The sequence below is a fragment of the Christiangramia aquimixticola genome, assembly GCF_048285835.1.
Taxonomy (GTDB): domain Bacteria; phylum Bacteroidota; class Bacteroidia; order Flavobacteriales; family Flavobacteriaceae; genus Christiangramia; species Christiangramia aquimixticola.
Map to the genome: position 1 here is coordinate 234,810 of NZ_JBLVTL010000003.1, position 25,940 is coordinate 260,749.

The following is a 25,940-nucleotide window of genomic DNA, read 5'->3' on the forward strand; positions in this document are numbered from 1 at the left end:
AAATACTTTTTATGAGTCAAGTAAAGCAAAACGATGCCGTAAAGGTACATTACACAGGAAAATTAGAAGATGGCCAGGTTTTCGATAGTTCAGTAGAACGTGGAGAGCCAATAGAGTTCACTTTAGGACAGGGTCAATTAATTCCTGGTTTTGAAGCAGGCCTTATCGGTATGGAAGTTAATGAAAAAAAGACCATCAATATACCTAAAGAGGAAGCTTATGGAGAACCAAAAGATGAGTTGATCCAGGAAGTTCAAAAAGATCAATTACCAGAGGAGCTTAAGCCGGAAGTTGGGATGCCATTGGTGTCTAAAGGACCTGATGGACGTGAGATCAACCTTGTAGTTACAGATGTTAAGGATGAAACTATTGTGGTTGATGCTAATCACCCACTTGCAGGTAAAGACCTTATTTTTGATCTTGAAGTTGTAGAGATCAAATAATAGTTCAAAACTTATATCGAAAGCCCGGAATTGTATTCCGGGCTTTTTTTATGATAATAAGTCAGGTTAAGGTTTTTATAATTCTTTTTGTGTTCTTTATTTAGGTAGTAATTTACGGGTAAATCAAATAATTAAATTATGAAAAGAAAAGGTTCAGCTGTTTGGAACGGCTCACTAAAAGAAGGTAAAGGAACAATTAGTCTAGAAAGTGGTGTTCTGGAGGATGCTCAATACTCTTTTAAAACCCGTTTTGAAGATGGAAAAGGGACTAATCCTGAAGAACTTGTGGGTGCCGCTCATGCAGGTTGTTTTAGCATGCAACTTTCAGCGTTCTTAACTGAAGAAGGATTTGCACCGGATAAGCTTAGTACTGTTTCTGAAATAACTTTTGAAAATGGTGAGGTGAAGAAATCACATCTTATTCTTGATGCTAAAGTTCCGGGAATAGATAAAGATCAATTTGATAAGATCGCTAATAAAGCTAAAGAAAATTGTCCTATTTCAAAGCTCTTGAAAGCTGAAGTTACTCTGGAATACGATCTGAAATAAATCAGAATCTCACACATAATATAAAAGCCCTGTTCAGGGCTTTTTTTGTTTTATACTTTGGATGGCTTTGTAAAAACTCTCCTTAATTCCCAACGGCATAACCTCGTCCTCAGCCCACTTTTGGTTAATCTCAATCTCTATGCCTGCATAATTGCTTTTAAATTTATTCCGCAGGTAAGTTGTAAATCCATCTGCCTTCCCCAAATAGGGATAGTTATATCTCAACCTTAAACCGGGAAGTTCTTTTATAAGGCTTCGTTTTAGCTTTTTGGAAAATTCTTTTTCAAGAGACCTTCCGGGATCGTATAAAATTCCTATATCACATTCACGTATTATTCCGTTCAATTGGGGAGTGAATGAGTGAATTGATAAATGTAAAACCTTTTCCCCGGCATTGATATATTCCGAAATTTGGTTTTCTATAGCATCTCTATATTGAAAATAATAGGCATCAAGAACCTCTTTCTTTTCTTTAATATTAAGATCTGCTGAAAATCTCGAAAAAAGTGATTTATGCCCTATGGATCTGTTGGTTTCTACCAGAAGTCTGCCAATGGTCTGATATTTAGAATAATCAGCCAGATGTTTTAGAAATTCAAAAGTATCGAATGCACCAGGATCATAACCTTCATGAGTATATAATACCTTCTTATTCTCAGCAAACAAGTATTTATAAGCCTCGGGGATATGATTGGTCGCGTGCTCACAGGTTATAACTGTTTTCAAGGCCTGAACATTCTATCGTTGGCAAGGCTGTCTGCCAGTTTATTATAAACTTTTTTGATATTATCTTCAGAAAAATTTCCGCGAATTGCTTTTAGAATTCGTGTGGAGAGACTGCCGTTCTGTAACAAGAATTCAATGTGATTCTGATGATTTTCAGATAGCTTATCCCCTATTTTTTCATAGATCTTTTTCCAGATGGTTTTAACATCGGCTTCTTTATGTATATCGAAAATGGCCAGATACTTTTTATTGATCACCAGAGTATTTTCGGCATCTTTAATCACATCATCAAGAATTAAAAACAGGTCATCCTCATGCCATGATTTCTGATCTTTCAGTGAAACCAGCTCCTCACTTACCAGTAATTTTAAAGTTTCGGCTATAAAAGCTGCTATAGCAATATCTGCTGATGGGGTTTCCTGTATATCAATTATCCTGATTTCAATGGCATTCCTGTCAAATCTGGAAATTGCACCTCTGGAGTTAAGAAAATGATGATCCATTATATTATCAGAATCAAAACCTTTGATAGCTTCAGTAATAGGATTAAAGATCTTTGTATGATAATCCTTTCTACTGAAGACCTGCTCGGGAATAACCTTTCCCGTCATATGCGGAATTTCCTTTTGATTGGTTTTATAATAATGCATCCGGGCATCCTTGTATCCAGTAAATTTCCCATCAAGGATGGGAGAACTCGCAGCTAAACCCGGAATTATAGGAAGTAGGATTCTAATTGCGGCATGTAGCTTTTCAAATTCCTTATCATCTGCAAAGGGGAAGTTGATATGCATACTTTGTACATTACTCCAGCCATGACCTTTACAGTTAAAAATCTTGTTGTATAAAGTATAGACCTCATTATTATCATGTGGCCAAAGCTTTGTCTCGTTTATTGGATCCATAAAAGGATGTGCAGCACCAGGCAGCAGCTTACATTCAATTTCTTTTAAAAGACTATTGATCTCCTTTACATTCTGAATAAAAACATCTTCCAGACCCTCCAGACTTTTTGCGGGACCATTGGTTTTAATTTCGACCACATGGGCAACCAGCTCGTTACTCCATTCGAGCTCTCCGTTACTAATATCAGAGACAAGGGTTACGTTTTTCCTGGTCATTAACGCATCCACCAAATGCTGAACCCTTAACGTAGATTGATGAACCAGCATGTATTCCAGTTCGATCCCATAAACCTCAAAAAGATGATATGCCATATTATTTATTATCTAACCTCATTTTAATTGCAGTCAGGATATCAATATATACCTGATCGCCATAATAACTATCTTCCACTCCCGCATCTATATTGGGATTATCATTGATCTCAATTACCACTGCTTTGGATCCAATTTCTTTTACATCGATTCCGTAAAGGCCTTTTCCCATTAACTTGGCAGCTTTAACTGCAATTTTAATAATGGATTTCGGGACTTTCTCAATTGGCAAACAATCTGCATTCCCATCCTGATCATCCTTAACTTTTGCATCCCAGTTATAGATTTGCCAATGGCCTTTTGCCATGTAATATCTGCAGGCATAAAAAGGCTTTCCATCAAGAATCCCTATTCGCCAGTCATATTCTGAAGGCATAAATTCCTGAGCTATTACCAGTTCAGATTCCTTCAACATTGCGCCCACAACCTCATTATACTCTTCTGAAGTTTTTGCTTTTTTCACCCCAAACGAAAACGTTGAATCCGGAGATTTTAAAACAACAGGCAATCCTATATTTTCCAGGACCAGATCTTTATTGTCCTTATGTACAATCATTGTTTTAGGCGTAGGGATATTGGCATTTTCCAGAGCTTCAGCCATAAAAACCTTGTTACAGCATTTTAGGATGGCATCAGGAAAATCTACCAGCGCGAGTCCCTCCTGTTCCGCTTTTCTGGCAAAAGCATAGGCTTCATTATTAACCTCGGTACTTTGTCTAATTAACAGCGCATCAAAAGAGGAAAGCCGGGAAAGGTCTTTAGGAGAAATTACTTCTGTATAGAACCCCATTTTCTCTCCTATCTCCTGAAATTTCTTCAGGGCTTTAGCATTACTGGGAGGTGCTACATCTCCAGGTTTTACAAGGATGGCCAGATCATAATCATAATTTGTGACTCTTGGAGTGTCATATCTTTTCTTGGAAAAATACTGCTCTGCAAAGACCAGGACAGATTCCATGTGTTCTTTAGGAATTTCAGATTCTGCAATGGCCTTAATATTTTTAATATTCCATTTGGTGGTGAAATTAAATTTCACCCGCAATAGTGGAATCTGAAAATGTTTAAAGAACATGCTGCTTAACTCCCTGTATTTCGCTGCTACATTCTGACCAAAATAGATGCTAAGCGTAAATTCCTGAGACTTGATGTTTTTAAGTGAACTCTGTATAAGGTCATCAAATTCATCAGACACGATGCGCACCAGCTTAGGCTCTGCCAGATCCACGATATTCCGTACGGTTGGGATAGCCAAGTGTCCACGAGCTTCTGCCAGTAAGGATACGTAATAGCCTTTGGATTGATAGGAATAATCTTTACAAAGGTTAAAGATCCGCGCATTCTTTAATTTGGAAAAAGCGGGATCTGTTAAGTAGTCACGAGAGGAAATTATCTGAGTATTATCAGGTGAAATTGTCCAGGTTTCAGGTTTATTGACTACAATATATTTCTTCATTAAATCTTCAAAAGTTTAATCAAATGTATATTAAAATTTGATCTAATTTCAGAATTTAAGGATAGCTTAATATTAATTCTTAAATTCATCTGCAAATGAAAAATATTAAGGTTATGAAATTTCCATTATCTGTGATTATACTCTTTTCTTCAATTTTATCTTCTCAATCTCAGGAGGTGGATCCTGATCTTTATGAGCGGGCAAAATCAATTCATGAGAAGGTTATAACCATAGATACTCATAACGACATCAATATTAAAAATTTCACCAACGATAAAAATTATACTCAGGATCTTTCCACCCAGGTTAACCTGCCTAAAATGGATAAGGGAGATCTGGACGTTAGCTGGCTGATTGTTTATACCGGGCAGGAGGATCTAACTGAGGAAGGCTATAGAAAAGCTTATGAAAATGCCATTAGTAAATTTGATGCCATCCATAGACTTACTACGGAATATGCTCCTGATAAGATTGGTTTGGCAACAACTTCAGCTGAAGTAAGGGATTTGATTGCTCAAGGCAAGAAAGTAGCAATGATAGGCGTAGAAAATGCGTATCCTATAGGAACCGACTTGTCAAGAATTAAAGAATTTTACGATCAAGGAGCCAGATATATGTCTTTGTCTCATAATGGGCATAGTCAGTTTTGCGATTCCAATACCGGCGAAGAAAATAACGAATGGCTATATAATGGACTAAGTGAGCTGGGAAAAGAAGCAATTGCCGAAATGAACAAGTACGGTATCATGATTGACGTATCTCATCCCAGTAAAGAAGCGATCAGGCAAATGTTTCAGGAATCCAAAGCTCCATTAATCGCTTCGCATTCTTCTGCCAGAGCCTTATGCAATCATAGCCGGAATCTTGACGATGAATTACTCGGTTTATTTAAAAAACACGGTGGCGTTGTCCAAACTGTAGCCTTCAGCTCCTATCTTAAGGAGGAAAAGCATGAAGCTTTTGCTATTGCTAAGCAGGATATATACAAGGAAAAAGCTGCTGAAGTGAATTTTAAAATTCTTTCCAGGGACAGTGTACGCACAATGGATGACGACGATCGGGAACATTATTATGAGAAATTTGGTGAAATCAGGAGAGCTGCCGAACCGCAAATAGAGAAATTAAAGGAAACAGTAAAACCGGTAGATGTGTCAGATTTTGTGGATCATATTGATTATCTGGTTCAAAAAATTGGAATTGATCATGTGGGAATAAGTTCCGATTTTGATGGAGGCGGTGGAATTGAAGGTTGGAATGATGCCTCAGAAACCTTTAATGTTACTCTGGAACTTGTAAAGAGAGGTTATACCGAAGAGGAAATTGCCAAATTATGGGGTGAAAATCTATTGAGAGTACTTGATGAAGTACAAGATGTTGCCGCCAGAATTCAGGAAGAAGGTTAGTGAAATTTGACCTCCTTGATGTTGGCCGGACCTCCTAAATTTTCATTTGAAATAAAGATCCTGCCAGATTCACTAAAAGTAATTCCTTCCGGTTGTGAAAATTCTTCAGGATCCAGTAAATGAAGTTTTTTGATCTTGCCGGAAGTGTTGGTGATTATAAGCTTTTGGAATTCTGCATCCAGAATATAAAGTTCACCGGTAAGCGGATGGAAACCGATATCTGAAGGTCTTAAAAGTTTACGGGGATTGCCGGTTTTTAAAAGATCAAATTTTTGATCCTTATAATTTACTTTTGCCACTGGTTCAGGGTCCAGTTTGTTGGTTTTGGGATCAAAAGCATATAACCCTCTATAATCTCCTTCCTTTTTAAGGTTTCTGTCTTTAAACGAAATCCAAATCTTCCCATCCGGAGCCGCAGCTATTCCTTCTATATTGTTATTATATTTAAGCTCAAGCCTAATCCCGGCTTCAATTTTTTCTTTAGGCTTTATACTCTCAATTCTAAAAAGCTCTCCAGAACTTTTAGCCACCCAGTAATTTTCATTCAAATAGGTTATTGCTTCATAATCTCCCGCTAAGGCAAATTTGTGTTTCTGTATAATTTTAGCGGAATTGAGATCGTAGATAAAAATGATTCCATCTTCATCCTGAATACAGGCTATACGGCCATCCCCCATCCAATGCAATCCGGAAATCTCATTTAATTCTTCAGGTAACTCCCAGGTGTTTACAACCTCATAAGATTTGGTTGCATCGTTAAAATCATAATCGTTTTTTTGATAAATACCATAGACCACTGCAGCTATTAACAGAACGACAGCAATGATCCCAAGAGCCCATTTATTCATAAAGAAATTTTTGCTACCTAAAATTACAATTAAGCTGAACTGATGCAAAAAGATTAACAATACTTTGAAGTTGGTCCTTCGGTTTAAAAATAGCCGATCCAAAACATGGCTCAAGGATTATAATTTTTGGTTAAAAAAATTCAAAAATTAATCAGCTGAAAGAAACATTTGTTTATTTGCTATCCCTACAATGAAATTATGTTAAAAAAGATTAGCAAAAACCCGATTTTAAAGTGGTCACTCCTTGTGATTGCAGCTGGTGTCGCTTTATTTTTCCTTCTCTTCGGGAGTATATATTTTGGCGTATGGGGTAAGATCCCAAGTTCAAAAGAGTTGACCGAACTTACACAAAACAAAGCCACTCAGGTACTGGCCTCAAATGGAAAACTTATTGGGAAATTTTACATATTTGACAGACAACCAATCGATTTTGAACAATTTCCACCTCACCTTATAGAGGCTCTTATTGCTACTGAAGATACCCGCTTTTATGAACACGACGGGATTGATAATCGCAGTTTGCTGCGTGTTTTTGTAAAATCCATATTATTACAGGACGATTCTGCCGGTGGCGGAAGTACTATTAGCCTTCAATTGGCGAAAAACATCTATGGGCGGAAAGATTTTGGCCCTTTGGGAATAGTTGTAAATAAACTTCAGGAAGCCATTATTGCGAAAAGACTGGAGGATATCTATTCCAAAAATGAAATCCTGGAGCTCTATTTCAATACCGTACCTTTTAGTGATAACACCTACGGAATAGAAAGTGCTTCTCTCAAATTTTTTAATAAAAAAACCTCTGCCCTTTCATTGACCGAAGCTGCAGTTTTAGTAGGAATGCTAAAGGCCAGTCATTATTATAATCCGCGAATTTTCCCGGAACGTAGCCGCCTTAGGAGAGATGTAGTTTTAATGCAAATGGCAAAATATGGTTACCTGGAAATGGAAGAAGCTGAAGCAGCGAAACTTGAACCTTTAATTCTCGACTATAAAAGTTTTAGTCATGACAAGGGAATTGCTCCATATTTTAGAGAACAGATAAGGAAAGATGTAAGCAGCATTCTGGATACCCTTAAAAACAGCGATGGAGATACCTATAACATTTACAGGGATGGACTCATAGTACATACCACCCTTAATTATGAAATGCAAAAACTTGCTGAAGAAGCTGTGTTGGAGCATATGTCCCAATTGCAGAAGGAACATGAAAATTCCTATGGCAAATATGGGCCTTGGGATACTAATAAAAAAATTTTAAATGATGCCATTAAAAGGACTCCCCGCTATCAAAAACTTCTTAAAAAAGGTTTAGGTGAGAAGGAGATCATGCTTAGCATGGAAGAGAAAAGACCTACGGAGGTTTTCACCTATAATGGAATGGAAACCAGGAATATCAGCACCATTGACAGTATTTCCCATTATTTGAAATTTTTAAATTCAGGACTACTTGCTGTGGCTCCAGAGGATGGATCTGTGCAGGCCTGGGTTGGAGGTGTAGATTTCAGGTTTTTTAAATATGATCATGTAGCACAAAGTAAGAGGCAGGTGGGTTCAACATTTAAACCCTTTGTGTATACCGCTGCATTGGAAAACGGAATGGATCCCTGTGCATATTTTTCTGTTCGGGAAGTTACTTATGATAATGACTGGACTCCTTCAAATTCTTCTTCTGAAGGTGATGATCCACATATGAATTATAATCTAAAAACTGCCTTAAGCAGATCTATGAATACCATTGCCGTTAAAGTCCTTATGGAAACAGGAATTAACAATGTCGTTTCCCAAGCACGTAGGATGGGAATCGAATCTGAACTTCCACCATATCCATCCCTTGCATTAGGAACTGCTTCTCTTGGTTTAACTGAAATGGCCGGCGCCTATACCAGTTACGTAAATAATGGCTTTTATACGAAGCCTTATTATATTACCAGAATCGAGGATGGAGAAGGTAATCTTCTGGCAAGTTTTGAGCCTCAGGTTTCAAAGGCCAAAGCCTTTTCTGAAGATACCAGAAAAATCATGCTTAATATGATGGAGGCCACAGTTAATGAAGGTACTGCGGTAAGACTGCGTTATAAATATGGGTTAAGGAATGATATAGCCGGCAAAACAGGAACAACCCAGAATAATAAAGATGGTTGGTTTGTGGGAATAACTCCTAACCTGGTTTGTGTAACCTGGGTAGGATCTGATGATCATAGAATTGGTTTCCGGAATACTTCCATAGGTCAGGGTGCGAATTCTGCATTGCCAATATTCGCCAAACTTCTGCAAAAAATGAATGCCGATGCATCATTTGCAGATGTAACTAATGCGAGGTTTGCTCCGCTTCCGTCAAGTCTGGCAGAGATGATGGAATGTCCACCTAAGGAACGTGACAATTTCCTGGAAAGATTATTTTCGGGTAAAAAAGAAAAAGACGACCGCTCAAAGAACGATCGTCGTGATAAGAAAAAGAAAGGATTTTTTAAACGTCTCTTTGGAAAGAAAGACGATAATTAAAATTGTTTATTTATCTCCATTCTTAATTTTCTTGAATAGTCTTCTTCCAGCCAGTCACGGTAGTTCTTGGTACTTTTACTTATACAGTAAGAATATTGTTTGATGCGGGAAGAAATGTCATCCTTTAGCTCTTTGGCAAGAATACGTGCATCAAAAACATCTTCACTGTTTTCCACACACATTTTTACATGTTGTTCCATGGACCATTCCAAAACTGCCTTGGATTTTAATCCTTTTTTGATCACTTCGTCATAAGCAGCTTCCACATTGAAGGTGACATCCTCTGTTTTAGAGAATAGTTCTCTTACTTCAGGAGGCATTTGATATTGGAAATCTCTTTCAATTTCATCATCACTCAGCAGATTTTCAAAGTAGAAATCCGGAGATCTAAAGATCTGTTTCCAATCTACCGGGCTGCTCCAATGCCCAAATCTGGCCATGTTATTACCAAGATCAATTACGGTGAATTCGCTCTTGTCTTTTAGCACCCTGGAACCACGCCCAATCATTTGGAAGTAAAGAGTAAGAGACTTCGTCGCTCTGTTCAATACAATGGTTTCTACGGTAGGTTCATCAAAACCGGTGGTTAGAATACTTACAGAGGTTACAATGGCATTAGGCGTATGCTTAAACCATTTTAAAATATCTTTTCTATCCTGCTTACTGGTAGTATTATCCAGGTGCCTGATAGGTAAACCTGCATTCTTAAAAGTATGGTACACTTCTACTGAAGTGTTGATACCATTATTAAAAATAAGGGTTTTCTTATTTCTTGATCGTTCATAATATGCATTCAAAAGCTTTTCCTGCATACTGTAGTTGGAATAAAGTTCTTCTGATGATTTCACGGTATAATCACCATTCATCCCTACTTTAAGGTTGGTTAACCCAACATTATAGCTATAGATATTGGCGCGGGCCAAAAATCCTTTTTCAATTAAACCTGAAATTGAATCTCCCACAATAAGCTCCCGGTAATTATCCTTCATGGGAAGTTTAATATTTGAACTTAATGGGGTCGCCGTTACTCCAAGGATAAAACACTTTTCAAAAAACTTAAACAGCTTTCTAAAGGAGTTGTAATGCGCTTCATCAATGATGACCAATCCAATATCCTCAATTTCCAGTTTCTCGTCATTCAGCCTGTTATTCAGGGTTTCCACCATGGCCACAAAGCACATATAGTCATCCTGATCTGGAAGTTCCTTAACTTTACTGTTAATGATCTTATTACGTACTCCAAACCCGGAAAGCATTTTTGAGGTTTGCTTACACAACTCAATTCTGTGAGTAAGAATCAGAACCTTTTTATTGGTTCTTTGAATATATTCCCTGGTCATCTGGGAAAATATCACCGTCTTTCCACCACCGGTAGGCAGCTGATAGAGAAGGTTATAATTTTCTGGGTGTTCTTCGATTACCCCAAAAATCTTGTTTATATCCTTTTGTTGATAATCATATAATTTCTTGTCGACTTTCTTTTTTTCAATTCCAAATGTTTCTAACGCCATAGAGTCCTTTATAGTAAGCAATTTTGCAAAAATAAGGCATTTTAAACTTTAGTCAAAAATTAATTGGAGAATAAGAGTCGTTATTTATTAAACCTCTTAGCTGAATTTTGCGTAAATTAGCTTTACTGAAAAATTCTGAATTTCAGACTTCAAACTCGTCAGTCACAATTCCCCCGGAAGTTTATTAACTAAAAATCCGGTGTCTTGAATTCAGCTGAACTATTATATTCTAATTACGAAGAGTCCCTTCAAAAATGTGAGTTGTTTGCCAAGTTAAGCAAACCCCAGTGGTTTGACCTGTTAGCAGATTTTCATGAAGAGACCTGGACACAGGAAACCTGCATCATTAACCAACAGAAATTTCTGCAACATTTTTATATTATTACTTCCGGCCGGATCAAAATGTATAACGTTGATGAGATCAGCCAAAAAGAGCATACCCTCTTTCTTTTGAAAGAAGGTGATGTTTTTGATCTCTTTTGCCTTTTAGACGGTGCTGCGCATAAGGTATATTATGAATGTATAGATAATATAAATGTACTGGGAATCCATATGGATCACCTGCGAACCTGGCTAAAAAAGAATCCCAGCCATTTTGAATCATTTTTCAGTTATACCGGAAAGATCATGCGAGCCCTGGAAGCGAACGTTTCAGAGCTGATTTTTGCCAATATATCTACCCGATTGCTGAAGCTATTGCTTTCCAATATTGATGAAGAATCCAATAAACTAAGATATATCAACGACCTTCCCAATAAAGAGCTGGCAAATCTCATTGGCTCTACCCGCGCAGTAGTAAACCGGCATCTTCAAATTTTAAAAAAGAACGGATCGATTAAACTTCAGCGAAATAAAGTTCAAATAAAAGATCTGGATCTTTTGATCAAAGAATTGGAGAAAGAGAATAATAATTCAAAATAAAACTCCTTGTGCTACTTAAGTGATTTTCAGCATGTTAAATTTAACTTACTTTTAAGTATTCTAAAAAATCAATTATTCATCAATAAATTTTTAAGATCATGAAAAAGTTCATCGTATTAGTACTCGCACTGGGAATGGCTGTAGGATCCTTTGCTCAGGTTATTCAACTGGATGAAACCCGGCTGAATTTTGACCCCACTGCAGAAATTGTATTTGAAGACTATCAAAATGGTGTTGTGAAAGTAAAAGAGAAATACGCCGCTCAATTTCAAGGAGACGCCATCAAATTTATGATTAGAAATTTTGACATTCAACGTTTTATCCAGGAGGCAAATGTTAATGCCGGGGATATAGTAGTAACCGTTAAAAGTTCTAAAGGTCAACTATCTGCAAGTTATGATTTAGATGGAAATTTACTGGAGACTTCGCAAAGGTTTACCAATATAAACCTTCCACCAAGTATCCGAAATCAGGTTTATGGAAACTATCAAGGCTGGACAATGACTAAGAATAAGTATATGGCATTTGGAAAGCAAGATAGAATTGATAAGGAAAAGTACATTGTAATTCTTGAAAAAGGTAACGATCGTGAGAGAGTTAAAATTATACCTGCCCAATACAATTCCGGGGTAGCCTCTATTGAGAAGTTTTAAAGTTAAGAGAGCTGTAAAGAATTTTAATCCTGTAGTTCTTCAATTAATACAGGCAGTTAAGGTTGGAATAGTAGTTAATTAAATGATCTCTTCGATCATTCATCACAGAGTTAACGCGAAATCCTTTACAGCTCTTTCTTCTTTTATCTAAAAAGGTCTGAAGACAAATACCTGTCCCCTCTATCGCACACGATAGAAACCACCAAGCCACTATCGAGTTCATTACATAGCCTTACCGCTGCAGCCGCAGCTCCTCCACTACTCATTCCTCCAAAAATTCCTTCTTCTTTAGCAAGTCTCCTCGTCATTTCTGATGCTTCATCCTCGCTTACTTCCAATACCCGATCAACTTTAGACGGATTAAATATTTTAGGCAAATAGGCTTCCGGCCATTTTCTTATTCCTGGAATCCGGGAATCGTCTGTAGGTTGAACGCCCACAATCTGTATGTCTTTATTCTTTTCCTTTAAGTAAGTACTTGTTCCCATAATAGTTCCCGTAGTCCCCATGGAAGAAACAAAATGAGTTATACTGTGATTGGTATCATTCCAAATTTCTGGTCCGGTCGTTTTATAATGAGCTTTCCAGTTATCGTCATTCCCAAATTGATTCAGCATAAAATACTCGCCTGTGGCCATTTTCTCCTCAGCATAATCTCTGGAACCTTCAATCCCGGAATCAGAATTGGTAAGCGTAACCTTTGCCCCGTAAGCACGCATCGTCTGCACCCTTTCAACAGTGGAATTTTCGGGCATTACCAGCTCTATATCCAATTCAAAAATACCGGCGATCATAGCCAGGGCTATTCCCGTGTTACCACTGGTAGCCTCAATGAGTTTTGTATTCTTATCGATATCTCCCCGTTCCAGGGCACTTTTGATCATGTTATAAGCTGCCCTGTCTTTCACACTTCCTCCGGGATTTTGTCCTTCCAGCTTGAAATACAGCTCAACCCCGGGTTTATTTATAATATTATTAGCCTTAACCAAAGGGGTATTACCAACTAATCTTAGAATTGAATCATTCATCTTTGCACCGTATTTTTTATTGTTATTTGTGGAGTATGAGAAACCATAGAATTTGCAGGAACAGATTTGGTTAACCAAACATTCCCTCCTATTATACTGTTTTCACCAATTACCGTTTCTCCTCCTAAAATGGTAGCATTTGCATAGATGGTGACATTGTTTTTTATGGTAGGGTGTCGCTTTTTATTTCTTAAGGTTCTATTTACGGTCAAAGCCCCCAGGGTAACTCCCTGATATATTTTTACATTATCTTCTATAACCGCCGTTTCACCTATAACCACTCCGGTGGCGTGATCTATAAAGAAGGAATTTCCAATTTTCGCTCCGGGGTTAATATCTGTACCGGTTATACTATGCGCACATTCCGTCATTAACCTTGGTACAAGCGGCAAACCATATTTAAATAATTCATGGCTTAATCTATAAGTAGCAATCGCGAAAAACCCGGGATAGGATAAATAAACTTCTTCTACTGAATTTGCTGCAGGGTCATTTTTAGCAATTGCCTGAGCATCAAGATTTAGTTTTTCAAGAATTTCAGGTAGCATTTGCACATAATCATTCCAGATTTCCTGACAAGGAGAACCCGGTTCCCAGCATACCAGTTTTGACAAAACTTCGAAATCCATTCCAAGTTCCATCAAATTATCTCTAACCGGAGTTTGCCGGTCAAATAAAGTATAGAATAATTTATGAGTAAAGGCCTGGGTTTTTTCTTTAATACTAAGTTTAAGATTAGGAAGATTTTTTTGCTCCTCGATTTGTGCGATTATTTTTTCTAATTCCATAGGTCGTGTTATAGTCTATCAAATTTACTGAAATGGAATGAACTCAGAAAGAATAGTCAATGCTTTACCAAGGCTTTAATGAGAAGTACTAATTCTTCGTTAAACATTTGCCAAAGCGGTATTTAGCAATTGGTATGAATATTAAATTAGGGTATTAAATTTTAAAAAAATGGCACAAGAAAAAAATCCAAAAAAGGACCAGAAGAGTACTGAAAAAAAAGCTCCACAGTCTAAGCCACAGGCTAAACCTAAAAAGTAATTTTAGGTTACATTTTGAAAATTTATGCAGGCCATCTCACAAGGGTGGCTTTTTTAATTATTCCAGCACCCTGTCTGCTATCGCCACGAAATTATAGGAATTAGCCCAATTGGCATCGTGAACTTCAATAGTGATCTTTTTTATTCGCTCCTTAAATTCTTCAACAATCCCATTTTCTATTACATAGGTTACAGCCTGTTCAAAAGATTTGAATATACTCTTATGGAAGGCTTCGGTAATGGTGTCTTTTCCATGGGCATATGCCTGAGCGATCTCCACATTATAAAACATCACATCTGCGAGGGCATGTGGTTCCATGCCTAATTTTAAAAAATGTTTAATAAGCTTGTGGGCTACAGATCGTCGTTTTTTAGGCCGACGATTATTGGGAGGGAAATATTCTTTTCCAATTTTAAACTTCGCATCTTTTACCAGTTTGTCTTCATTTGGATTAAAAACGAAATTATAGAACACTTTAACTTCATCAAACCTTTCATACAGATCCATGATTTGTTCTTCCAGATCTTCCTTATTCAGTGATTTTACATATTTCTTAAATGCTCTTTTACTCATTATTTGGAAGTGTAATTCTTGAAACGTTTTCTTTTATTTTTTCTGAAATATCCATTAACCATTCCAGTTGGCCTGTCACCAGATGGGCTTCCTGTAGTCTTAATCTGGTATCTTCATCAATACGCTCTTTACCGGAAGCGATTTCCAGATCTCTTTCCCTGGCGAGTTTATCAAATTTTTGATGTAATGATTTCCCGGCTTCAGTTACCTTTTCCGGTTTTTGATCTTTAAAATCTTTATGATGAAGTATGTTTACAGCATTTTTCATATTGTAAGCAATCGCTTCAGTATAAGTTTCAAAATCTGAAGAAGCCCTTGTAGTAGGATGATTTCGAATATAAGTTCCCAGGGATGCAAGTGCAGATAAAAATGTATGGTTTAGCCCAACAATCTCGTAGATAAGACTTAATTTTTTTTGCTGAGATTTAGGTTCCTGGGTCATCCTTTGAAAAGCGCCGCTTAATTCCCCCATTTGCAAAAATGCTTTCTTTCTGGCAAGCTTATAACTTACGGGAAGATCTTCCTTATCGTGGTAATATTTATCAATTTCATCCAGATATTCAAGATTGGAATTCAGGGAACCTGCTATTACATTATTTATATTCTGAAGCTCCCATTTAGGCCATAAAATCAGATTGCCGAGTGCTGCTAATCCTGCCCCAATCATGGTATCCAGAATCCTGAATTGTATAACATTAAGCACTTCCGGCTGAAGCAACGCGTAAATAAAAATAATACTCAGGGTTATAAATATCGCCGCAGTGGTATAATTCCTCTGAATTAATGAGAAGGCAAGCGTAAGACTTAAAATTCCTAATGCTGCATATACGGCCGGACTTTGCGTGATATAAACGATACCAGTTGCAATGGCCCCTCCAATTAGAGTACCCACGATCCTTTTTCTTGTCCTTTCTTTGGTGAGTCCATAATTGGGCCTCATGATAACAACTATGGTCAAAAGTATCCAATAGGCATTTTGAACAGAGAAATAAGACCCTACCAGATAACCCACCAAAACTACAATAGCCAGGCGAAGCGAATGTCTAAAAATGGCCGAAGTAAAATTAAAATTAGTAACAAGGGTTTTAAAACTATATTCCTGTTGCGTAAGAAATTGTTTTACCTCCTTATCTTTAAAAATCTTTCTTTTCCCTTCTAAATTGCGCAGAATCCGGTCAATATTATTAATTTTTTGAACCTGCCTGGACTGATAATCATAGAGATTTCGTAAAAGAAGCAGATGTTCTCTTTTTTGGGTAACATCAATTTTATTCCGGAATTTTAAAAGTGATTCTTTGGTAGCCTTTAAATATTTTGGCACCACATTTTCCGGCAATCTGGAGTTTTTATGAACGGCCAGGGCAATAAGATCGAGCTGATCTGCAATTCTTAAGGATAAATCACTAAAGGCATTTATTTCATCTCTATCGGTCTCCATCACCTCCCGCATTTTATCATAATCCAGAGGATTCGCCATCGCCAGTTCCAGCATGTCTACCAGATCGATAAAAATGAGTAAACGTTTGCGGGCATAACCGGAACTTCCGGAAGACCTCCTATAATTGATCAATAACTCCCTTAAGCTTTCGTGATGTTCATTTAATTCAGTTTGTTTCTGAAATAACCGCCGCTGAATTTTTTCTACGTTTGCGTCAGATTGAAGCAGCTTAATTCTAAGCCTTAAATATTCCGCCGTAATCTCCATAGTTTCAGCCAGCAACTGTTCTGTAGCTCTTTCAGGTTTAATCAGATACCAACTGACACTAACAATCATATACCAGATCCCACCGGTGAAAATTAAAAGTGACTTTTCCCAGATCTCAATTTCAGAAGAAATATTGGCAAAACTTAGCACTACGGCCAATAGGCCGGAAAATGTTACCAATGAGGCCCGGAATCCATACACAGATAAATAAGAAATTGAAAACATTGTAAGGAGTAGCATTGGAATTACGGCCCATACTAGTGTTTCGGAATAACCGGCGATAAAAAATGAAAAACTTCCCAGCACTGCCGCAGCCAAAATCCCGAGAACTTTGTGTTTAAAACTCCCCGAAACATCACTTGGAGAAGAAAGCAAGCAACCCATAGCAATGCTAATCCCAACTTCCAGAATTCCCAGATTTGAGAATATGCCTATGGGAATTACAATCGCAATAGTCAAAACGATGGCTTTGGAAAAATCTGTACTCCGCAGAAATTTTATAAGCTCATCGCGATATTTTTTGAAATGCTTATTCAATACAATTGTTTTGAGATGTTGAAATTAATCTATCTACCTAAAATACCTGATGTTTCATTCAATTTTATGTAATTAACCCTAAATTAAGTTCCTGCTTTTTCTTAAAACCGGCTCCGATTTAAAAATAAAAAGCCGCTCCAATAGAACGGCTTAAAATCTTAGGGATATTAAGATCCTTATTTTTGTGGTGGACGTGATGGTCTAACCTCTATTTTAGACGGTAGAGTACGCGGATTCATTTTTAGCAGATCACCAACTAACTCCCCTATATCCTCTTTCTGAATTTTCCAGGCATCTTTATCATTTGGTTCGTGCCCATTGAAATGAGTCGCTACAGAACCTGGCATAATAGTACTCACTTTTATACCCTTATCTCTTAAATCTAACATCGCTGCCTGCGTAAACCCGGTAACTCCAAATTTACTTGCGTTATAGGCAGCTCCACCTGCAAAGAAATTAGTACCTGCAAGACTCGAAATGGTGATTATGTAACCTTCAGTTTTTTTAAGAGCATCCACACTTGCCTTCAAGCTGTAAAAAACACCGGTAAGGTTCGTGTCAATGGTTTCCTGCCAGTCTTCTATGGAAAGGTCTTCTATAGAACCAAAATTACCCACACCGGCATTAGCCACAAGAACATCCAATTGTCCCCATTTATCCATTAATTGTTTTACTGCTTTTTCCTGACTTTCAAAACTTCTTACATCTGCTTCCAGTCCCAGCGTTTCACCGTGAGCTGACAGGGATTCTGCAGCTTTTTTTGCAGATTCCAGAGATCTACTGGTAATAGCTACTTTATAGCCCATTTTAAGAAGAGTTTCTGCCACTCCGTATCCTATTCCTTTACTTCCACCTGTAATTAGTGCTGTTTTGTTTTCTAAACTCATAATTATTTTTTTGAGGATTAAAGCTACTAAAGGCCTTTATTCTCCTGAAATTTAAAGGTCTAAGATTCTGTTAATTTTAAAGGTTAAATACTTGATAAAACCTTTAAAAAGACTTTTATAGAAGGCTAAAAAAATTAACTTTGTGCTCTGGAAAAATTCAGATTTTTCATTTGAATTTCAAAAAGATTATTACTGATAAATTTAATTAACAGACCTTGGAAAATATCAAAGCACAGAAGTTACTTAATAAGATTCAGCGTGATTTAATGCGCAACGGAATCATTACCAACACGATTGTTGAAGATCTTAAGGAATTAAGAAAACTTGTGGTGGAAGAAAACATTCCACTTCTGGCTAAGGTAACCAGGTTAACCTACGAACATATTAGTGAAAATGAAGACTTCCTGATTGCTATCCCGGATGATGAACCGGTTGAAGTTGATGAAAATGGTGAACCATTAGAAGTTGAGGCTGAAGAGGCTTCTGAAAAAATTGTAGGTCAGGAAAGTTTAGAGTATATGCTGTCACTTATGTCTGAGCATACCAATAAGCTTAATGAAATGGAGTTAAGGGAATATGTAAATGCCCTTAAAGAAGAAGCTGGAGAGGATTATTAAAAATCAATCTTCTTTTACGGCCTTTTAAAACTTCGCAACTGGTATTTGATATATAGAAAAGGAATTAATGAGAGATAAAGCGAAATCTAAGAAGAAGTCGCGTATAAGATTATTACATCAATATTATAGTTATACCGGTTTTTATTCCTTCGTTTGGAATAGTCTAAAAAAGGCCGTGTTACCTATTTTATTATTTGTAGGTGCCCTATGGGCCATCGATCATTTTTTTCTGGATATAGAGAAAATGTTGGTCACCGTTACCGAAACTTATGCTCCTTTTGAGGTTTTAAGCATTTTCTTTATTTCTGAATCTTTATTAGGACTTATTCCCCCGGAATTATTTATTGCCTGGGCCGGAAAATCCTCCAAACCCTTTCTATTTCTTACACTTCTTGCTACAGGATCTTACCTCGGCGGCGTGGTATCTTATTGGATTGGAGTGTCTATTACCAAAATTCCGGCGGTTCATGAAGCTCTGGAAGTTAAGATGGCTAAGCACATTAAGAATACCCGGAAGTGGGGAGGTTTTCTTATTATCGTTGGTGCCCTCCTGCCTATTCCTTTTGCTATGACCAGTATTGCTGCCGGGATTATTCGCTTCCCTTTTTTAAGTTACCTTACTTTTGGTTTATTGCGTTACGCCAGGTTTTATTTATATGCCCTGGTAATATTCGAAATGGTTTAACGCTTTATTAAAGGTTGCTTATAAACTTTTCATAAGGTTCAAGGCTAACTCTTTTAATCATTATATCTTGGTTTTAACAAACGCAAATGCGTTAATAAATTAACATTTAACCAATAAAACCAAAGTTATGTCGATACTTACAATTGTATTAAATATTCTATTACCACCTCTTGCTGTTTTTATGAAACACGGACTTGGAGTAACATTCTTAATTAGTTTATTACTTACCGCTTTAGGATGGGTTCCCGGAGTAATTCATGCTTTCCTGGTAAATGGAACTAAATAGTATAAAAAAGACCGGCAAATTGCCGGTCTTTTTTTTGTGCTTATCTATATAATTAATTTTCCTCTTTTTCTTTAGCTATTACCACGTTTTGCCATTTCCAGGCGCTTTCCAAAGATTCATCCAGAGATCGGGAGGCTTTCCAGTTTAACTCATTATTGGCTTTATTAGTATCTGCATAGGCAGCCGTAATATCACCTGCTCTCCTGCCTACAATTTTATAAGGAAGATCTGTCCCTGAAACTTTCTCAAATGTTTTGATCACTTCCAGCACCGTATTTCCATTCCCTGTACCAAGATTATAAACATTATAATTGGCACGATCACTTTCAGTAAACAAGCGTTTTAAGGCAATTACATGGGCTTCAGCAAGATCCATTACATGAATATAATCCCGAATGGCTGTTCCATCACTGGTAGGATAATCATCTCCAAAAACAGACAATTCGTCTCTTTTTCCAATCGCAGTTTGGGTGATAAATGGCACAAGGTTTTGAGGAGTTCCTATTGGTAGTTCTCCAATCTCGGCAGATGGATGAGCACCAATTGGATTAAAATATCTTAAAGAGATCGCTTTTAGATGGTTATTCACTTTACAGGTATCCTGAATGATCTCCTCTCCTATTTGTTTTGTGTTTCCATAAGGAGACTCGGCTTTTTTTACCGGTGCATTTTCAGTTATAGGCAATTCATCTGCCTGGCCATAAACGGTACAGGATGAACTGAAAATAAATTTACAGCTATCCTTCTTTACAAGTTCCTGAAGGAGGTAAACCAGACTGGAGATATTATTTTCATAGTATAGCAATGGATTGATCACGCTTTCACCTACTGCTTTGGAAGCAGCGAAATGTATCACTCCCTCGATATCCGGGTATTTTTCAAAGAAATTTTGAACGGCCGGTTTCTCTCTAAGATCTAAGTTCTCAAATTCTGGTGTTTTACCGGTAATTTGTGTAATTCCAGCCAGTACATCCAAAGAAGAATTGGAAAGGTTATCTATGATTACAACTTCAAATCCTTCTTTTTGAAGGGCTACTACGGTATGAGAGCCTATAAACCCAAGCCCACCGGTAACCAATACTCTTTTATTTTTCATGAATTATTTTTACAAGCGCAAAATAATAAAAATGGAATCTATAAATGTCTTTATTCTTCAAAATACTATTAAAAGCACTTTGATTCTTTGAACGTTATGTCTTACAGATAATTTACCTTTGCATCGGCTAAAAAAAAATATTATGGCATTAGAACAAAAAATCAAGGTCTTTAAGTGGATTAGTATTCTTGAGGGTATTTCCTTTCTACTATTATTACTAATAGCCATGCCCCTAAAATATATCTTTGATCTACCCCTTATGGTTAAAATTATAGGGATGGCCCATGGCGTTCTTTTTATTGCCTACATCGCTGGCGGTTTATACCTAATAAAGCCTATGAAGTGGGGTCTTACCCAAATTGCCATAATTTTTGGATGTTCATTTTTACCTTTTGGACCATTTTATGTTGAAAAAAAGTACCTTTAATTCAACTATATGGAAGAAAGATTAATAGAACTTATCTGTTTTCTTGAAGAACTGTTTGTGGATTACGGTATGAACCCGGCTGTGGCTCAATACCTGAATCTCTTTATAAACCTGATGGTTCTTACTTTTATCATTATAGGAGCCAATTATCTTATTCAGCATTTTGTTATAGAAGGTTTCAGGTTGTTTACCAACAAGACCAAAACAACTTTTGACGACTTTCTTATACAAAGTAATTTCCCAAGGTATGTAGGGAGATTTCTACCTCTATTAATTACCTATAAAATTTTTCCATTAATTTTTGACGATTTCCCGGAAGCTCTGGAAGTCTTTTATTATGCTATTAAAATCTATGTGATCATTCTTTTGGTCTGGATTTTCCGTAGTATACTGCGAACAACCCGAAATTATTTAAAGACCAGAGAAGAGTTTAACGATAAACCCTTAGAAAGCTTTAGCCAGATAATCATGATCTTTATATGGATCATTGGTTTGATGTTCATGTTTTCCACTATTACAGGAAAATCTGTTATAGGATTTGCTATTTCTTTGGGTGCGGCTTCGGCGGTAATTTTATTGATCTTTAAAGATACAATCTTAGGTTTAGTTGCTTCTATTCAAATATCTGTAAATGACATAGTTAGAATTGGAGACTGGATCACATTTCAAAAGTTTGGAGCAGATGGTACAGTAACCGAAATAAACCTTGCAACAGTAAAGGTTCAAAACTGGGATAACACCTATACTACCATTCCTACTTACAGTCTTATTTCTGATTCCTTTCAAAACTGGAGAGGGATGCAGGAATCTCCCGGGAGAAGGATCAAACGTTCTGTTTATATCAAACAGAATTCAGTTAAATTCCTGGGGCCGGACGATATTGCTAAATTGAAAAAGATCCAGCTAATCGCACCTTATCTTGACCATCGTCAAACTGAAATAGATAAGTTTAATGAATCTAATAATATTGACAAGAGTCTTCTTATAAACGGCCGTAATCAAACCAATCTGGGTGTTTTCAGGAAATATGCAGATACTTATTTGCATGAACATTCTGCCATACATAAGGAGATGTATCTTATTGTAAGGCACCTTGCTCCTACTCCTAATGGAATCCCACTGGAAATACTTTGTTTTAGCAGGGATAAGCGATGGGAGAATTTTGAGTATATTTCAGCTGATATATTTGACCACCTTATAGCGGCAATTCCCTATTTTGATCTTCAGTTATTTGAAGCACCATCCGGGGATGATATCCGTAATTTTCTGGGAGAAAAATCAAATTCCTAATACCAACCATTACCAAATATGAAATTAAAACCATTTCTGCAGGGCTTCGGGATTTTAGCCGTTGTGATTACATTAATTCCATTGATCGCTGCCGATTTTTGGTGGATAAGAATGTTTGATTTTCCGCATATCCAGCTAACCTTATTAACCCTTACCGCTATTTTCGCCTATTTTATTCGGTTTGAAATAAAAGCATGGCAGGATTATATTTTCATGCTGGTTCTGGTGGCTTGTTTCACCTTTCAATTTGCCAAGGTCTTTCCATATACTCCTTTAGCGACTAAGGACGTTAACGAACCAACCGCAAATGTGGATGAAAATACAGGTTTTAGATTGCTTACTTCTAATGTGCTTCAGAAGAATAAGGAAACGGATCTTTTAGTTGCAGAAATGAAGAATTTAAACCCTGACATTGCTGTATTTACTGAAACCGACGCAAAATGGGCGGCAGCTATAAAAGAAGGAATAGGTTCAAATTATCCATACAAGGTTGAAGTTCCTTTGGATAATACTTACGGAATGATCCTTTACTCGAAATTCCAATTACAAAATACCCAGGTAAGATTTATGGTGGATGACAGTATTCCTTCTATTCATACTAAGATTAAATTAAAGTCTGGAGATCTTGTACAATTGCACGCCATACATCCTACTCCGCCAATGCCGCAGCATAACCCTTCGTCAACAGACAGGGATGCAGAGATGATGAAAACTGCGCTTGAAGCGAAAAATTCTGAAATTCCGGTTATTGTTATTGGTGATTTTAACGATGTTGCTTGGTCTTCCTCTACCGGGATGTTTCAGGAAGTTGGAGAATTACTTGATGTTAGAAAAGGCAGAAGCTTTTACAACACTTTCAACGCCAGAAGTTTTATAATGAGATGGTCTTTGGATCATATATTTGTTTCTGAAGAATTCAGAGTAAAGAAAATCAATACAGGAAATGATATACAATCTGATCACTTCCCTTATTATGCAGACCTCTATATACAGAAAGAATTAGCCCAGGAACAGAAACCAGAGCCGGCATCTGGAGAATTGATCAAAAAAGCTAAAGAACAGATCGCTGACGAAAAAGAAGAAAATGCTGAAAAAGGCCAAAATGGTTCAAGCAATAAATAAACTTTTCAGAAAACTGCCTGTTTAAATAAAGACTAGATAATTCAAGGTCTTCAGAAGGAATCACCTGCGGTTATAAAGAATAAGGGCCGGTAAATTTGAATACTCCTATTTGGTGAGACTATAAAGGAATGCTTATTACTTAAGCCTGTCTTTGACATATTCGATCTTAGTCTTACCATGAGCTTTAGGTTTACCGTTTTCATCTAAAGCTACCATCACGATTTTATCTATGGTAATAATGGCCTCGCGGGTCATTTTATTCCGCACTTCACACTTTAAGGTTAAAGATGCTGAACCAAATTTTAAAACTTCGATCCCAATTTCGATAATATCACCCTGGTGAGCAGAACTTTTGAAATCGATCTCACTCATATATTTGGTGACAGTCTTTGGATTTTCAAGTTGAACGATGCTGTACAATGCACATTCCTCATCAATCCATTCTAATAATCTCCCACCAAACAAAGTACCGTTTGGGTTAAGATCTTCCGGTTTAATCCATTTACGCGTATGAAATCTCATTTTTATTTAAAACTAATTAGTTATGGTACTCCCACCAAACAATCTCAATAGATAAAGAAAATGTAAGGATAACTACCAGATTTGATATTAAAGGAATTGTTGAGCTACATTGATTATTTCATCATGGTCGAATGCCAAGTCCATATCGTGTAATTTCTCAAGTTCAAACCACTGAGCATTCGCAGCATCATCTGCCGCCTTTAATTTCTCTTCCACATAGATTCTGCACAAAAATGCAATGGATATGGTATGTCCCCGTGGATCACGATCTGGAGCACCAAACGCTTTGATCTGTTCCATGCTGTTTACCTGCACTCCGGTCTCTTCGTATAACTCTCTGATAGCTGCCGCTTCCAAATCTTCATTTTCATCTACAAAACCACCGGGCAAAGCCCACTGACCTTTAAAAGGATCATTTTTTCTTTCTATTAATAAGACTTTGAATTTATTATTAGTGTGACAAAAGACTACACTATCTACCGTTACGGCTATTTTATTTCTTTCCATAATGAGTAGGTTTTATGTTTAATTATTTAAAGTAGACCGTCTTTTTATTGACAAACTCCCGAATCCCGTCAACGGACAATTCTCTTCCATAACCCGAAGTTTTTGTTCCTCCAAAAGGAAGTCGGGGATCACTTTTTAGGAGTTCATTCACGAACACTGCTCCATCTTCAAATTCTGGTATTATATCTTCTGCAAAACTCATATCCTGAGTAAAAATGGATACACCCAGACCAAACTCAGAATCATTTACAAGTTCAATGGCTTCTTCAGTGGTTTTAAAGGTGGTGATTCCAATTGCCGGTCCAAACGTCTCTTCCCGGAACATACTCATATCTTTCGTGACCCCTGTAACTACTGTGGGTTCTAAATAAGCATCTTTTCGGTTTCCACCTATAAGTATTTTTGCTCCTTTTTTAACCGATTCATTAATCTGCTTTTCCAATTCTTCAGCAAGATCTTTCCTTGCCATTGGCCCGATAAAAGTATCTTCATTGAAAGGATCTCCACTTTTAAGCGCTATTACTTCTTTCACGAATTTATTGGTAAACTCTTCAGCTATACTTTCATGAATTATCAGTCTTTTACCGGCAATACAACTTTGTCCTGTATTTTGAAACCTTGCCGGCACACAGGTAGCGACAGTTTCATCTAAATTGGCATCTTTAAAAACCACCAGGGCATTACTACCACCAAGTTCAAGTACAGATTTTTTAATTTCACTTCCTGCGGTACCGGCAACTGCTGCTCCGGCGGGTTTACTACCGGTTAGGGTTACGGCTTTAATTCGTGGATCTTTGATTATAGCTTCAATCTTACTGCTTCCAATTACCAGATTTTGAAAACAGTGTTCCGGCAATCCTGCGCGTTGGAACACTTTCTGAATATTGTTTGCAGATCGCATTACGTTACTGGCATGCTTAAGAATTCCAATATTACCTGCCATTAATGCCGGGGCTGCAAACCTGAATACCTGCCAGAATGGATAATTCCATGGCATTACTGCCAGTACCACTCCAATGGGTTCATAGCGAACATAACTCCTGGAACCATCTGTATCTATTTTTTTAACTGCTAGCTGTGCTTCTGCATTCTCAGCATAGTACTCACAAACCCATGCGCATTTCTCAATTTCTGAAACCGCCTGTATAATGGGTTTCCCCATTTCCAAACTTATGTCACGAGCGTACTCTTCCTTATTTTTATTCAGCTCTTTGGCGACATTTTTTAAATGATTTTCCCGCTCTTTAAAACTGGTCTTTTTCCAGGATTTAAACCGTTTATCTGCATTCTCAATAGCTTCGTTGATCTGAGGTTTAGTATACTCTTTGAATTCTTCTATTACTTCCCCGGTATATGGATTTTGTGATTGGATCATATATAATTTC

At 37.1% G+C, this 25,940-nt stretch carries 26 protein-coding genes; 12 read left to right on the forward strand and 14 right to left on the reverse strand.

The window, feature by feature from the left end; all coding sequences use genetic code 11:
• Positions 1-11 precede the first annotated feature (11 nt).
• Both ACNKXV_RS07980 and ACNKXV_RS07985 read left to right on the forward strand, forming a co-directional pair.
• Complete coding sequence (locus ACNKXV_RS07980) at positions 12-443, forward strand: FKBP-type peptidyl-prolyl cis-trans isomerase (protein WP_417907426.1); 432 nt, start codon at positions 12-14, stop codon at positions 441-443.
• A 138-nt stretch (positions 444-581) separates the two neighbouring features.
• Positions 582-992 (forward strand): OsmC family protein, encoded by a 411-nt coding sequence (locus ACNKXV_RS07985; protein WP_417907186.1) that lies wholly within the window; start codon positions 582-584, stop codon positions 990-992.
• A 33-nt stretch (positions 993-1,025) separates the two neighbouring features.
• Here ACNKXV_RS07985 and ACNKXV_RS07990 read toward each other — a convergent pair whose 3' ends face one another.
• From ACNKXV_RS07990 to ACNKXV_RS08000, 3 genes are read right to left on the reverse strand one after another with little or no spacing between them, the layout of a single operon-like run.
• The gene (locus ACNKXV_RS07990) at positions 1,026-1,718 is read right to left on the reverse strand and encodes an N-formylglutamate amidohydrolase (RefSeq protein WP_417907187.1); all 693 of its coding nucleotides are present in this window, start codon (positions 1,716-1,718) and stop codon (positions 1,026-1,028) included.
• A complete protein-coding gene (locus ACNKXV_RS07995) occupies positions 1,715-2,935 on the reverse strand; it encodes a glutamate-cysteine ligase family protein (RefSeq protein ID WP_417907188.1) in 1,221 nt (406 codons plus the stop codon). The genes ACNKXV_RS07990 and ACNKXV_RS07995 overlap by 4 nt, the downstream gene beginning before the upstream one ends.
• A 1-nt stretch (position 2,936) precedes the next feature.
• On the reverse strand, positions 2,937-4,388 hold the full coding sequence (locus ACNKXV_RS08000; RefSeq protein WP_417907189.1) for a RimK family protein: 1,452 nt from the start codon (positions 4,386-4,388) through the stop codon (positions 2,937-2,939).
• A gap of 95 nt (positions 4,389-4,483) precedes the next feature.
• Between ACNKXV_RS08000 and ACNKXV_RS08005 the strand changes: the two genes are divergently transcribed.
• Positions 4,484-5,791, forward strand: coding sequence for a dipeptidase (locus ACNKXV_RS08005; protein ID WP_417907190.1), 1,308 nt, complete (start codon positions 4,484-4,486; stop codon positions 5,789-5,791).
• On the opposite strand, the gene ACNKXV_RS08010 is transcribed toward ACNKXV_RS08005, so the two are convergent.
• On the reverse strand, positions 5,788-6,639 hold the full coding sequence (locus ACNKXV_RS08010) for an SdiA-regulated domain-containing protein (RefSeq protein WP_417907191.1): 852 nt from the start codon (positions 6,637-6,639) through the stop codon (positions 5,788-5,790). The two genes, ACNKXV_RS08005 and ACNKXV_RS08010, sit on opposite strands and share 4 nt — an antisense overlap.
• Before the next feature lie 198 nt (positions 6,640-6,837).
• On the opposite strand from ACNKXV_RS08010, the gene ACNKXV_RS08015 reads away from it, so the two are divergent.
• A complete protein-coding gene (locus ACNKXV_RS08015; RefSeq protein ID WP_417907192.1) occupies positions 6,838-9,141 on the forward strand; it encodes a penicillin-binding protein 1A in 2,304 nt (767 codons plus the stop codon).
• Here the strand turns inward: ACNKXV_RS08015 and ACNKXV_RS08020 are convergent.
• Positions 9,138-10,652, reverse strand: coding sequence for a DEAD/DEAH box helicase (locus ACNKXV_RS08020; protein ID WP_417907193.1), 1,515 nt, complete (start codon positions 10,650-10,652; stop codon positions 9,138-9,140). The two genes, ACNKXV_RS08015 and ACNKXV_RS08020, sit on opposite strands and share 4 nt — an antisense overlap.
• 204 nt (positions 10,653-10,856) lie before the next feature.
• Here ACNKXV_RS08020 and ACNKXV_RS08025 point away from each other — a divergent pair, with 204 nt between their 5' ends.
• Both ACNKXV_RS08025 and ACNKXV_RS08030 read left to right on the forward strand, forming a co-directional pair.
• Entirely contained in the window at positions 10,857-11,573 is a 717-nt protein-coding gene (locus ACNKXV_RS08025) for a Crp/Fnr family transcriptional regulator (RefSeq protein WP_417907194.1), read from the forward strand.
• Between the two features lie 98 nt (positions 11,574-11,671).
• Positions 11,672-12,226 carry a hypothetical protein gene (locus tag ACNKXV_RS08030; RefSeq protein WP_417907195.1) on the forward strand — a complete coding sequence of 185 codons (555 nt, stop codon included), beginning with the start codon at positions 11,672-11,674 and terminating at the stop codon, positions 12,224-12,226.
• A gap of 143 nt (positions 12,227-12,369) precedes the next feature.
• On the opposite strand, the gene cysM is transcribed toward ACNKXV_RS08030, so the two are convergent.
• The 5 genes from cysM to ACNKXV_RS08055 form a co-directional block, all read right to left on the reverse strand.
• On the reverse strand, positions 12,370-13,254 hold the full coding sequence (gene cysM, locus ACNKXV_RS08035) for a cysteine synthase CysM (protein WP_417907196.1): 885 nt from the start codon (positions 13,252-13,254) through the stop codon (positions 12,370-12,372).
• Complete coding sequence (epsC, locus tag ACNKXV_RS08040) at positions 13,251-14,042, reverse strand: serine O-acetyltransferase EpsC (RefSeq protein WP_417907197.1); 792 nt, start codon at positions 14,040-14,042, stop codon at positions 13,251-13,253. Before epsC ends, cysM begins: the two co-directional genes overlap by 4 nt.
• Positions 14,043-14,358: 316 nt before the next feature.
• Positions 14,359-14,874, reverse strand: coding sequence for a DUF6155 family protein (locus ACNKXV_RS08045; RefSeq protein ID WP_417907198.1), 516 nt, complete (start codon positions 14,872-14,874; stop codon positions 14,359-14,361).
• Positions 14,867-17,116 (reverse strand): FUSC family protein, encoded by a 2,250-nt coding sequence (locus ACNKXV_RS08050; RefSeq protein WP_417907199.1) that lies wholly within the window; start codon positions 17,114-17,116, stop codon positions 14,867-14,869. The genes ACNKXV_RS08045 and ACNKXV_RS08050 overlap by 8 nt, the downstream gene beginning before the upstream one ends.
• Positions 17,117-17,292: 176 nt before the next feature.
• Positions 17,293-18,003: an SDR family oxidoreductase gene (locus ACNKXV_RS08055; RefSeq protein ID WP_417907200.1), complete on the reverse strand. Its 711-nt coding sequence runs from the start codon at positions 18,001-18,003 to the stop codon at positions 17,293-17,295.
• A gap of 215 nt (positions 18,004-18,218) precedes the next feature.
• Here ACNKXV_RS08055 and ACNKXV_RS08060 point away from each other — a divergent pair, with 215 nt between their 5' ends.
• From ACNKXV_RS08060 to ACNKXV_RS08070, 3 genes are all read left to right on the forward strand, one after another.
• Positions 18,219-18,620, forward strand: a complete 402-nt coding sequence (locus ACNKXV_RS08060) for a hypothetical protein (protein WP_417907201.1) — start codon at positions 18,219-18,221, stop codon at positions 18,618-18,620.
• A gap of 67 nt (positions 18,621-18,687) precedes the next feature.
• Entirely contained in the window at positions 18,688-19,305 is a 618-nt protein-coding gene (locus ACNKXV_RS08065; RefSeq protein ID WP_417907202.1) for a YqaA family protein, read from the forward strand.
• 127 nt (positions 19,306-19,432) lie between these two features.
• Positions 19,433-19,591 carry a YqaE/Pmp3 family membrane protein gene (locus ACNKXV_RS08070; RefSeq protein ID WP_417907203.1) on the forward strand — a complete coding sequence of 53 codons (159 nt, stop codon included), beginning with the start codon at positions 19,433-19,435 and terminating at the stop codon, positions 19,589-19,591.
• A gap of 52 nt (positions 19,592-19,643) precedes the next feature.
• Here ACNKXV_RS08070 and galE read toward each other — a convergent pair whose 3' ends face one another.
• Positions 19,644-20,687 (reverse strand): UDP-glucose 4-epimerase GalE, encoded by a 1,044-nt coding sequence (gene galE / locus ACNKXV_RS08075; RefSeq protein ID WP_417907204.1) that lies wholly within the window; start codon positions 20,685-20,687, stop codon positions 19,644-19,646.
• Between the two features lie 142 nt (positions 20,688-20,829).
• Between galE and ACNKXV_RS08080 the strand changes: the two genes are divergently transcribed.
• The 3 genes from ACNKXV_RS08080 to ACNKXV_RS08090 are packed head-to-tail and all read left to right on the forward strand — an operon-like array spanning position 20,830 to position 23,526.
• The gene (locus tag ACNKXV_RS08080) at positions 20,830-21,114 is read left to right on the forward strand and encodes a DUF3817 domain-containing protein (RefSeq protein ID WP_417907205.1); all 285 of its coding nucleotides are present in this window, start codon (positions 20,830-20,832) and stop codon (positions 21,112-21,114) included.
• Between the two features lie 9 nt (positions 21,115-21,123).
• Positions 21,124-22,404 (forward strand): mechanosensitive ion channel family protein, encoded by a 1,281-nt coding sequence (locus ACNKXV_RS08085; protein ID WP_417907206.1) that lies wholly within the window; start codon positions 21,124-21,126, stop codon positions 22,402-22,404.
• Between the two features lie 18 nt (positions 22,405-22,422).
• Positions 22,423-23,526, forward strand: coding sequence for an endonuclease/exonuclease/phosphatase family protein (locus ACNKXV_RS08090; RefSeq protein ID WP_417907207.1), 1,104 nt, complete (start codon positions 22,423-22,425; stop codon positions 23,524-23,526).
• Between the two features lie 135 nt (positions 23,527-23,661).
• On the opposite strand, the gene ACNKXV_RS08095 is transcribed toward ACNKXV_RS08090, so the two are convergent.
• From ACNKXV_RS08095 to ACNKXV_RS08105, 3 genes are all read right to left on the reverse strand, one after another.
• Positions 23,662-24,048 carry an acyl-CoA thioesterase gene (locus ACNKXV_RS08095; RefSeq protein ID WP_417907208.1) on the reverse strand — a complete coding sequence of 129 codons (387 nt, stop codon included), beginning with the start codon at positions 24,046-24,048 and terminating at the stop codon, positions 23,662-23,664.
• An 87-nt stretch (positions 24,049-24,135) separates the two neighbouring features.
• Positions 24,136-24,555: an NUDIX domain-containing protein gene (locus tag ACNKXV_RS08100; RefSeq protein ID WP_417907209.1), complete on the reverse strand. Its 420-nt coding sequence runs from the start codon at positions 24,553-24,555 to the stop codon at positions 24,136-24,138.
• 22 nt (positions 24,556-24,577) lie between these two features.
• Positions 24,578-25,930 (reverse strand): NAD-dependent succinate-semialdehyde dehydrogenase, encoded by a 1,353-nt coding sequence (locus tag ACNKXV_RS08105; RefSeq protein WP_417907210.1) that lies wholly within the window; start codon positions 25,928-25,930, stop codon positions 24,578-24,580.
• Positions 25,931-25,940 lie beyond the last annotated feature (10 nt).

Bases quoted from the DNA above. Each gene is read 5' to 3' on its own strand.
- ACNKXV_RS08030 (WP_417907195.1), top strand. From the start codon at position 11,672: ATGAAAAAGTTCATCGTATTAGTACTCGCACTGGGAATGGCTGTAGGA.
- ACNKXV_RS08045 (WP_417907198.1), bottom strand. From the start codon at position 14,874: ATGAGTAAAAGAGCATTTAAGAAATATGTAAAATCACTGAATAAGGAA.
- ACNKXV_RS08105 (WP_417907210.1), bottom strand. From the start codon at position 25,930: ATGATCCAATCACAAAATCCATATACCGGGGAAGTAATAGAAGAATTC.
- epsC (WP_417907197.1), bottom strand. From the start codon at position 14,042: ATGGAATTAGAAAAAATAATCGCACAAATCGAGGAGCAAAAAAATCTT.
- ACNKXV_RS08020 (WP_417907193.1), bottom strand. From the start codon at position 10,652: ATGGCGTTAGAAACATTTGGAATTGAAAAAAAGAAAGTCGACAAGAAA.
- ACNKXV_RS07985 (WP_417907186.1), top strand. From the start codon at position 582: ATGAAAAGAAAAGGTTCAGCTGTTTGGAACGGCTCACTAAAAGAAGGT.
- ACNKXV_RS08080 (WP_417907205.1), top strand. From the start codon at position 20,830: ATGGCATTAGAACAAAAAATCAAGGTCTTTAAGTGGATTAGTATTCTT.
- ACNKXV_RS08095 (WP_417907208.1), bottom strand. From the start codon at position 24,048: ATGAGATTTCATACGCGTAAATGGATTAAACCGGAAGATCTTAACCCA.
- ACNKXV_RS08055 (WP_417907200.1), bottom strand. From the start codon at position 18,003: ATGAGTTTAGAAAACAAAACAGCACTAATTACAGGTGGAAGTAAAGGA.
- ACNKXV_RS08070 (WP_417907203.1), top strand. From the start codon at position 19,433: ATGTCGATACTTACAATTGTATTAAATATTCTATTACCACCTCTTGCT.
- ACNKXV_RS08015 (WP_417907192.1), top strand. From the start codon at position 6,838: ATGTTAAAAAAGATTAGCAAAAACCCGATTTTAAAGTGGTCACTCCTT.
- ACNKXV_RS08085 (WP_417907206.1), top strand. From the start codon at position 21,124: ATGGAAGAAAGATTAATAGAACTTATCTGTTTTCTTGAAGAACTGTTT.
- ACNKXV_RS07980 (WP_417907426.1), top strand. From the start codon at position 12: ATGAGTCAAGTAAAGCAAAACGATGCCGTAAAGGTACATTACACAGGA.
- ACNKXV_RS08010 (WP_417907191.1), bottom strand. From the start codon at position 6,639: ATGAATAAATGGGCTCTTGGGATCATTGCTGTCGTTCTGTTAATAGCT.
- ACNKXV_RS08100 (WP_417907209.1), bottom strand. From the start codon at position 24,555: ATGGAAAGAAATAAAATAGCCGTAACGGTAGATAGTGTAGTCTTTTGT.
- ACNKXV_RS08065 (WP_417907202.1), top strand. From the start codon at position 18,688: ATGAGAGATAAAGCGAAATCTAAGAAGAAGTCGCGTATAAGATTATTA.
- ACNKXV_RS08005 (WP_417907190.1), top strand. From the start codon at position 4,484: ATGAAAAATATTAAGGTTATGAAATTTCCATTATCTGTGATTATACTC.
- cysM (WP_417907196.1), bottom strand. From the start codon at position 13,254: ATGAATGATTCAATTCTAAGATTAGTTGGTAATACCCCTTTGGTTAAG.
- ACNKXV_RS08090 (WP_417907207.1), top strand. From the start codon at position 22,423: ATGAAATTAAAACCATTTCTGCAGGGCTTCGGGATTTTAGCCGTTGTG.
- ACNKXV_RS07995 (WP_417907188.1), bottom strand. From the start codon at position 2,935: ATGGCATATCATCTTTTTGAGGTTTATGGGATCGAACTGGAATACATG.
- galE (WP_417907204.1), bottom strand. From the start codon at position 20,687: ATGAAAAATAAAAGAGTATTGGTTACCGGTGGGCTTGGGTTTATAGGC.
- ACNKXV_RS08000 (WP_417907189.1), bottom strand. From the start codon at position 4,388: ATGAAGAAATATATTGTAGTCAATAAACCTGAAACCTGGACAATTTCA.